General features: G+C 60.7%; 5 protein-coding genes. 3 read left to right on the forward strand and 2 right to left on the reverse strand.

From position 1 onward, the window contains the following. Positions 1-33 precede the first annotated feature (33 nt). Both acnA and dxs read left to right on the forward strand, forming a co-directional pair. Positions 34-2,691, forward strand: a complete 2,658-nt coding sequence (gene acnA, locus ACTHV6_RS07575) for an aconitate hydratase AcnA (RefSeq protein ID WP_441386678.1) — start codon at positions 34-36, stop codon at positions 2,689-2,691. A gap of 74 nt (positions 2,692-2,765) precedes the next feature. Continuing rightward, positions 2,766-4,673 (forward strand): 1-deoxy-D-xylulose-5-phosphate synthase, encoded by a 1,908-nt coding sequence (gene dxs, locus ACTHV6_RS07580; protein WP_441386679.1) that lies wholly within the window; start codon positions 2,766-2,768, stop codon positions 4,671-4,673. 34 nt (positions 4,674-4,707) lie between these two features. Here the strand turns inward: dxs and ACTHV6_RS07585 are convergent, their stop codons facing one another. Together ACTHV6_RS07585 and ACTHV6_RS07590 are read right to left on the reverse strand one after the other, a co-directional pair. Then, a complete protein-coding gene (locus ACTHV6_RS07585; RefSeq protein WP_441386680.1) occupies positions 4,708-5,919 on the reverse strand; it encodes an HRDC domain-containing protein in 1,212 nt (403 codons plus the stop codon). Then, the gene (locus ACTHV6_RS07590) at positions 5,916-6,497 is read right to left on the reverse strand and encodes a DUF3000 domain-containing protein (RefSeq protein ID WP_441386681.1); all 582 of its coding nucleotides are present in this window, start codon (positions 6,495-6,497) and stop codon (positions 5,916-5,918) included. Before ACTHV6_RS07590 ends, ACTHV6_RS07585 begins: the two co-directional genes overlap by 4 nt. Positions 6,498-6,558: 61 nt before the next feature. On the opposite strand from ACTHV6_RS07590, the gene ACTHV6_RS07595 reads away from it, so the two are divergent. Beyond that, entirely contained in the window at positions 6,559-7,581 is a 1,023-nt protein-coding gene (locus ACTHV6_RS07595; RefSeq protein WP_441386682.1) for a lipid II:glycine glycyltransferase FemX, read from the forward strand. Positions 7,582-7,592 lie beyond the last annotated feature (11 nt).

A 7,592-nucleotide genomic window follows, 5' to 3' on the forward strand; every position in this document is an offset into this window, starting at 1 on the left:
ATAGTTTCAGCAAGAGTTATCCAGAGGAGTGTCATGAGCCTGAACAGCTTTAACTCGCGCGGCCCGCTCACAGTGGGCAGCGAAACTTATGACATCTACCGTCTCGATGCAGTGCCCGGGCTTTCGCGTTTGCCTTATTCGCTTAAGGTCCTCGCCGAAAATCTGCTGCGTACGGAAGATGGCGCCAATGTCACAGCGGCCCAGATCGAGGCTCTTGCCTCGTGGGAGCCGGAAGCAGAGCCAAGCCACGAAATCCAATTCACCCCGGCGCGGGTAGTTATGCAGGATTTCACTGGCGTGCCCTGTATCGTGGATCTGGCAACGATGCGCGAAGCGGTCTCCCAGCTCGGTGGAGATCCAGACAAGATTAATCCCCTCAATCCCGCCGAAATGGTGATTGACCACTCGGTCCAAATCGATGTGTTCGGCCGCGAAGATGCCCTAGAGCGCAACATGGACATCGAATACCAGCGCAACGGTGAGCGCTACCAGTTCCTGCGTTGGGGCCAAGGCGCCTTCGAAAACTTCAAGGTAGTCCCGCCCGGCACTGGCATCGTTCATCAGGTCAACATCGAATACCTCGCACGCGTTGCGATGACTCGCGATGGAGTTGCCTATCCCGATACCTGCGTGGGAACAGATTCGCACACCACCATGGTCAACGGGCTTGGGGTACTGGGCTGGGGCGTTGGCGGCATCGAAGCGGAGGCCGCCATGCTTGGCCAGCCGGTGTCCATGCTGATCCCCAAGGTTGTGGGCTTCAAGCTCACCGGCTCCATTCCAGCCGGTTCCACGGCAACGGATGTGGTGCTTTCTATTACTCAGATGCTTCGTCAGCACGGGGTCGTTGGTAAGTTCGTAGAGTTTTATGGCGATGGCGTGGCCGAGGTTCCGCTGGCCAACCGCGCAACCATCGGCAACATGTCGCCGGAATTCGGTTCCACGGCCGCGATCTTCCCGATCGATGACGTGACGCTCGATTACCTGCGCCTGACGGGCCGCGATGAAGCGCAAGTCGCGCTAGTGGAGGCCTACACGAAGGAACAGGGGCTGTGGCACGATCCGGCCACCGAACCCGTCTTCTCCGAGTATCTGGAGCTTGATCTTTCCACGGTGGTGCCCTCGATCGCAGGCCCGAAGCGGCCCCAAGATCGTATTCTGCTGTCCGAATCAAAGCCTTCCTTCGAGAAGACGATTCAGGATTACACGGCTACCCCCGCCCAAGAAGTAGCGTTGACGCTGGAAGACGGCACACAAACTCGCCTGAACAACGGCGATGTTGCGATCGCTTCGATCACCTCGTGCACGAACACGTCAAATCCTTCCGTCATGCTTGCGGCCGGCCTGTTGGCCAAGAAGGCTGTGGCAAAGGGCCTAGCCTCCAAGCCGTGGGTGAAGACGTCCATGGCCCCCGGCTCGAAGGTTGTTACCGATTACTACAACAAAGCTGAACTCTGGGACGATCTGAATGCCCTAGGTTTCAACCTCGTGGGATATGGCTGCGGTACGTGTATCGGCAACTCGGGACCGCTCCCGCAGGCCGTCTCGGATGTAGTGAATGAGAACGATCTTGCCGTGGTGTCCGTCCTATCCGGTAACCGCAACTTCGAAGGCCGGATCAACCCGGACGTCAAGATGAACTATCTTGCCTCTCCGCCACTGGTGATTGCCTACGCACTTGCCGGCACCATGGATTTCGATTTCGAGAACGAGGCGCTGGGAAACGATATGGATGGAGCCCCGGTGTTCCTCCGCGATATCTGGCCAGCCCCCGAAGAGGTCCAAGAAACGATTGATTCCTCGATCGATTCCGCGATGTTCCAGGACAACTACGCCAGTGTGTTCGAAGGTGATGATCGGTGGAAGGAGCTTCCAACTCCCGAAGGCGATCTGTTCGATTGGTCTGAGGATTCCACCTACGTGCGCAAGGCCCCCTTCTTCGAGGATTTGGCTCCGCAGCCGAATCCGGTGAACGATATCTCGGGTGCTCGGGCGCTGGCAAAGCTGGGTGATTCGGTCACAACCGATCACATTTCCCCAGCTGGCGCTATCAAGGCGGATTCTCCAGCCGGCCGCTATCTCGCAGAACACGGCGTGGAACGCCGCGATTTCAACTCCTATGGCTCCCGGCGCGGAAACCACGAGGTTATGGTGCGTGGCACGTTCGCGAACATTCGCCTGCGCAACCAACTCCTTGACGGCGTTGAAGGCGGCTATACGAAGAACTTCCTCACCGGGGAAACTGAGTCCATATTTGATGCGGCTATGGCCTACGCGGATGCTGATATTCCGCTCGTCGTCTTGGGCGGCAAGGAATACGGCTCCGGGTCCTCGCGCGATTGGGCCGCTAAGGGCACATCGCTGCTGGGCATCAAGGCCGTGATCACGGAATCCTTCGAACGGATCCATCGCTCCAACCTGATCGGCATGGGCGTCCTGCCGCTGCAGTTCCCTGAAGGTGAAACGGCAGATTCGCTAGGCCTGACGGGCGAGGAAACGTTCTCCATCCGGGGAATCACCGCGCTGAATCTGGGTCAAACTCCCGAGAAGGTGCACGTGGTTGCCGAACGCGACGATAAGAGCGCTGTGGAGTTCGATGCCCGCGTGCGCATCGATACGCCAGGGGAAGCCGATTACTTCCGTAACGGAGGCATCCTTCAGTACGTTCTACGCGAGCTGTCCAAGCACTAGAGAACCCGCGCACATCCGCCACGTCACCCTCCTAGAGAGGCTAGGATAGTCTGGTCACTCTAGGAGGTGGGCGCGTGCAGATACTTGATTCGATCCAAGGACCGTCCGATGTGAAGGCCCTGACGCCAGCCCAGCTGGGTCAGCTCGGGCAAGAAATCCGCAAATTCTTGGTGGATAACGTCTCGCGCACGGGCGGGCATCTGGGCCCGAATCTGGGCGTCGTTGAACTGACAATCGCTCTGCACCGCATTTTCGATTCGCCCGCCGATTCCCTCGTATTCGATACGGGGCACCAATCCTACGTGCACAAGCTTCTGACAGGACGCAAGGATTTTGCGCTTCTGCGCCAAGAAAACGGGCTCTCGGGATATCCCAGCCGCTCCGAATCACCACATGACATCGTGGAGAATTCCCACGCTTCCACAGCGCTGTCTTGGGCGGATGGCATAGCCCGCGCCAAGCAGCTTCGCCACGATCCGCACTGCGCCGTGGCCGTGATTGGCGATGGCGCCATGACTGGCGGAATGGCATGGGAGGCACTCAACAACATCGCTGAGGATCCCTCACGTCCCGTCGTGATTGTCCTCAACGATAATGGCCGCTCCTACGCGCCCACCGTAGGCGGGATCGTGCGCCGCTTTGAAGGTGCTCGCAAGTTGGACGCCGTGCGCGTCAATCGCAACTACGAAGCGTTCATGGATTGGACGAAGAAGGCGCTGCAGGATGCGGGTGCTCCGGGCAAGATGGCCTACGGTGCCCTGCATTCCATCAAGCGCGGCGTCAAGGATATTTTCGTGGATGCGGGCATCTTCGATTCCCTCGGCCTGAAGTACGTGGGTCCCGTTGATGGCCACAATATCGAAGAACTCGAAGAGGCCCTCACGCTGGCCAAGGAATACGGCGGGCCAGTGGTGGTGCACGCCATCACGGAGAAGGGGCGCGGATACAAGCCAGCTGAAGAGGATGTGGCTGACCGCTTCCACGCGATCGGCAAGATCCACCCCGAAACCGGCCTTCCGATTGCTCCTGCTCGCTTCGGGTGGACCTCGGTGTTTGCCGAACAGATCCTCAAGACGGCCTACGAAAACCCCAAAATCGTGGGTATCACCGCCGCCATGCTTCGTCCCGTTGGGCTAGGCCCGTTCGCCGATGAGTTTCCTGATCGCGTGATTGATGTGGGCATCGCCGAACAGCACGCGATTACGATGGCCGCCGGCCTCGGGTATCAGGGGATGCACCCCGTGGTGGCTCTGTACGCTACCTTCCTCAATCGTGGTTTTGATCAGATGCTCATGGACGTTGCCCTCCACAAGGCCCCCGTCACGTTCATTCTCGATCGCGCGGGGATTACTGGAGATGATGGGCCGTCCCACAATGGCATGTGGGATCTCTCGCTGGCCGCCATGATTCCGAATCTAGCGACCGGGTGCCCGCGCGATGGCGAACGCCTGCGCGAGTTGGTTCAGGAGGCCTGTCACACCGAATCTCCTACCTTAGTGCGCTACCCGAAGGGCGAGGTCCCGCAGGAGATCGAAGCGGTTCGGCGCTTTGACGGGGGAGATATCCTCTTCGAGAGCACAACCGATACGTCTCCGCGCGTCGCTGTTGTGGCCGTGGGCGCGATGGCAAATACGTGCCTCGAAGCTGCACGGCAGGCAGGCGATCTCAACGTCAGCGTGATCGATCCGCGATGGGTGCTACCGGTTTCGGATTCGCTCGTGGATTACTTGGCCGGGTTTGACCGAATCGTGTGTGCCGAAGATGGGCTTGTTGACGGGGGAGTGGGCTCGGAGATCGAATTGGCTCTCGAACGCGCGGGCCGGCCGCTTCCCGTGGTCAAGATCGGTATCCGCCGCGAGTTTCTCGCCCACGCCGCGCGGCCAGCGATTCAGGAAGCCGAAGGTATGACGTCCGCCGATATCGCTCGCGCGATACGTTCGCCGGCGGAAGTCCACGAAACAACGTTGCGTTCCGTCCAGTAGATAGTTTTTCGACGACGACGACGACGGCGAGGTCCTACCTTCCAGCCCGCTTGGCCGCAGCCACAATGGATGGCGCGGCGTTTTCCACCTGCCACGGGCGTGCGCCCAGTGCGGCCAGAAGTACCGGGATCTCGTCGGGATCATCCCAGCCGTCCCATGCCAAGTGCTTCTGCAGCAGAGGCTTGAGGAGCAGCTCTTGGCGGATGTCTAGATCGTCTGCGCGCGTGAGGATGGCGCCGCGGACAACGCTCCAGCGCTCGGCAACGTCCGCTCCGTACTTCTTCCACTGCTTGACGGCGGGGAAGGGGTCCTGGCGATCGGTAAAACGGCGCGAGGGGAGCTCTTCTTCGGGCAGCTGCCACACGGGAGCAATGGCTTGCCAGTAAGCGCCAGCATCGCGCCGGCGGGCGCGGGAGCGCAGCAGGGGTGAGTTCTCAACGTCTTGATGTGAGCGCGGTTTGCGGAGGGCAAGTTGGCCCATGACTTTCGAGGGCAGCACCTTTTCGGGTGCGAGATCGCGCTGGCGGGCAAGCTCATCGCGCGCTCCCCACAGGGCTTGGAGCATGCCGAGGCTGCGCTGATCCTTGACGCCTGCCTGCCGTGCAGCCTTACGCCACGGCTGAGCCTTGGGAGGGCGCGGCCCGCGCAGGCGAATCTCTTCGCATTCCTCGCGCAACCACTCGAGGCGGCCAGCGCGCTCAAGCATTGCGGTCAATTCATCGCGTAGTTCCAACAGGAGTTCAACATCCAGCGCCGCGTACGCTAGTAGCGCCGGGGCAAGAGGCCGCTGGGACCAATCGGAGTTGGAGTGCTCCTTAGCCAACCCGTAGCCCAGAACCTCGGCAATTTCTGACTGAAGGGAGATACGGGGGAACCCCAACAGGAGCCCGGCCACTTCAGTATCGAACACCTCGGGCGGATACAGCCCAAGTTCGTGTAGGCAGGGCAGGTCCTGATCGGCTGCATGAAGAATCCACTGGTCGGTAGCCAATACCTGAGCGAGTCCCCCTAGCCGGTCCTCGATACCGATTGGATCAATGAGGAAAGTTCCGGCCCCCTCGCGGCGGATCTGAACCAGATAGGCGCGGTCAGAGTATCGGATGCCCATGGCACGCTCGGTATCCACGGAGAAGGGGCCGTGTCCGGCTGCCAGTTGGGCGGTTACTTGCTCGATATCGCCGTTCGTGACCGGCGGGATACCCTCACGCGGCTCATCAAGTGCGATGAGCTCAACGGATTCGCTCATTCCATCTCCTCAAGCCTCAGTGGGAGGGTTGCGATCCCCGCCGGGCCAAGGCCGCACGCTTCAGCGGCGAACTCAGCCCACGCCTGAAGGTGGGCGGACAGGTCAGGGTGCTCTGGGCTCCACGAGGCGCGCAGTTCCACTTCGGTGCGTGCGGACAGCAGGGATCTGCCTCCAAATGTCTCATTATAGAGGCGCGTCACTGTGCCAGTCAGATTGTGATACTCGGCCTCGTGGGCGTTCAGCGCATCGGTGAGCCACGCCCATGCCACCTCGGACAGCATGGGATCGTCGCTGATCTCACGGTCAACCGGGGCACTTGCGTAGCAGACGATGCGGAAGGGGCCGTCCCACGAGGGCTGTCCCTCGGGATCGTACAGAAGCACAAAGCGGGCGTTACCGCGGTAGTGATCCGGATCCATGTCACTTTTTTCGTTCACTTCGGCTTGGAGTGCCACAGCCCACGGAGCGATCCGCTTGGGAGGGGGAATCTGGACGATGTGGATCTCCGAGCGAAACGAATGGCCTCGAAGGGAATCCAACGCCGCCACGAATGCGGATGGGGCTTGTATCTCAGGCACACGTTTACTGTAGCGGGCGTGATGGCGCCAGCTTGGGTGGCGCGCCGGGTAGGCTGGAGCCATGACCACTAGCAGATTCGTGAAAATGGACGATGCGGCGTACATGACAGCAGCGGCTGAAGCAGGAATCGACCTGCCGCTGGAGCAGACTCCCGCGTGGGATCCCTTCGATGAAGCCGCCGCGGGGCGCGAGCCGTGGGCGAAGCTCGTCTGGCTTGTTGACAATCAGCCGCGGGCCTTCATTGCGCTGACGAAGATGGAGGGCAGGGGCTTCACGTATCTATGGGCGAAGCACGGACCGAACTGGGTTGGCTCCGAACCTACCTACACGGAGGAACGGACCATGCGCGCGAATCTGCGTTCGCTCGTGACCAAAGTGGCGAAGAGCATCGCCTTCGTCCGCCTGCACAGCGTCCACCGCTCGGATGATGTGGAAGAGCTCCTTCAGTCTGTCACCTACGATCGCACGATCATTCTCGATCTGACCAAGGATGCCGATACCCTACTGGCCGAAATGAAGAAGCGGGGCCGGCGGGACGTGCGCAAGGCACTGCGCGATGAGACGATGGTTGCCGCCGATGAGACGGATCGCGCCCTCGAGGTATTTCCGGAGCTGTACCAGCTCTTAGTGGAGACGGGCGAACGCGATTCCTTCGGGATCTCACCGCGCCACGTCTACGAGGAGATGCTGAGCTCGCTGGGGCCCGAACATTGCCGCCTCTTCACCGTCCGGCGTGAGGGCCGGCCGCTGTGTTGGGGAATCGTCACCACCACACCCACTCAGGCCACCTATTACTACGCAGCCTCCAGCGCCGAGGGCCGCAAGGCGCTCGCACCCGATCTGCTCGTATGGTCCATGACCTGCATGCTCCGCGATCGCGGCCTAGAGAGCTTCGATATGATGGGCATCGATTCGGAACGCGCACCACAGCTTGCTGGTGTACGCGGCTTCAAAACCAAGTTCACGGACGAAATCGCCGAGGTACCCGGCGCGTGGGACTATCCCATCCACGTCCTCTACTACAAGGGACTCGTAGCGGCGCTCGCGGCCAAGCGCGGCATTGTGGCGAAGATCAAAGGCTAGCGTGGCACTAG

It is taken from the genome of Ancrocorticia sp., from assembly GCF_052089425.1.
GTDB lineage: Bacteria > Actinomycetota > Actinomycetes > Actinomycetales > Actinomycetaceae > Ancrocorticia.

What these genes read in the sequence shown, in the direction of transcription:
- ACTHV6_RS07595 (WP_441386682.1), top strand. Translation starts at nt 6,559, where the DNA reads ATGACCACTAGCAGATTCGTGAAAATGGACGATGCGGCGTACATGACA.
- acnA (WP_441386678.1), top strand. Translation starts at nt 34, where the DNA reads ATGAGCCTGAACAGCTTTAACTCGCGCGGCCCGCTCACAGTGGGCAGC.
- ACTHV6_RS07585 (WP_441386680.1), bottom strand. Translation starts at nt 5,919, where the DNA reads ATGAGCGAATCCGTTGAGCTCATCGCACTTGATGAGCCGCGTGAGGGT.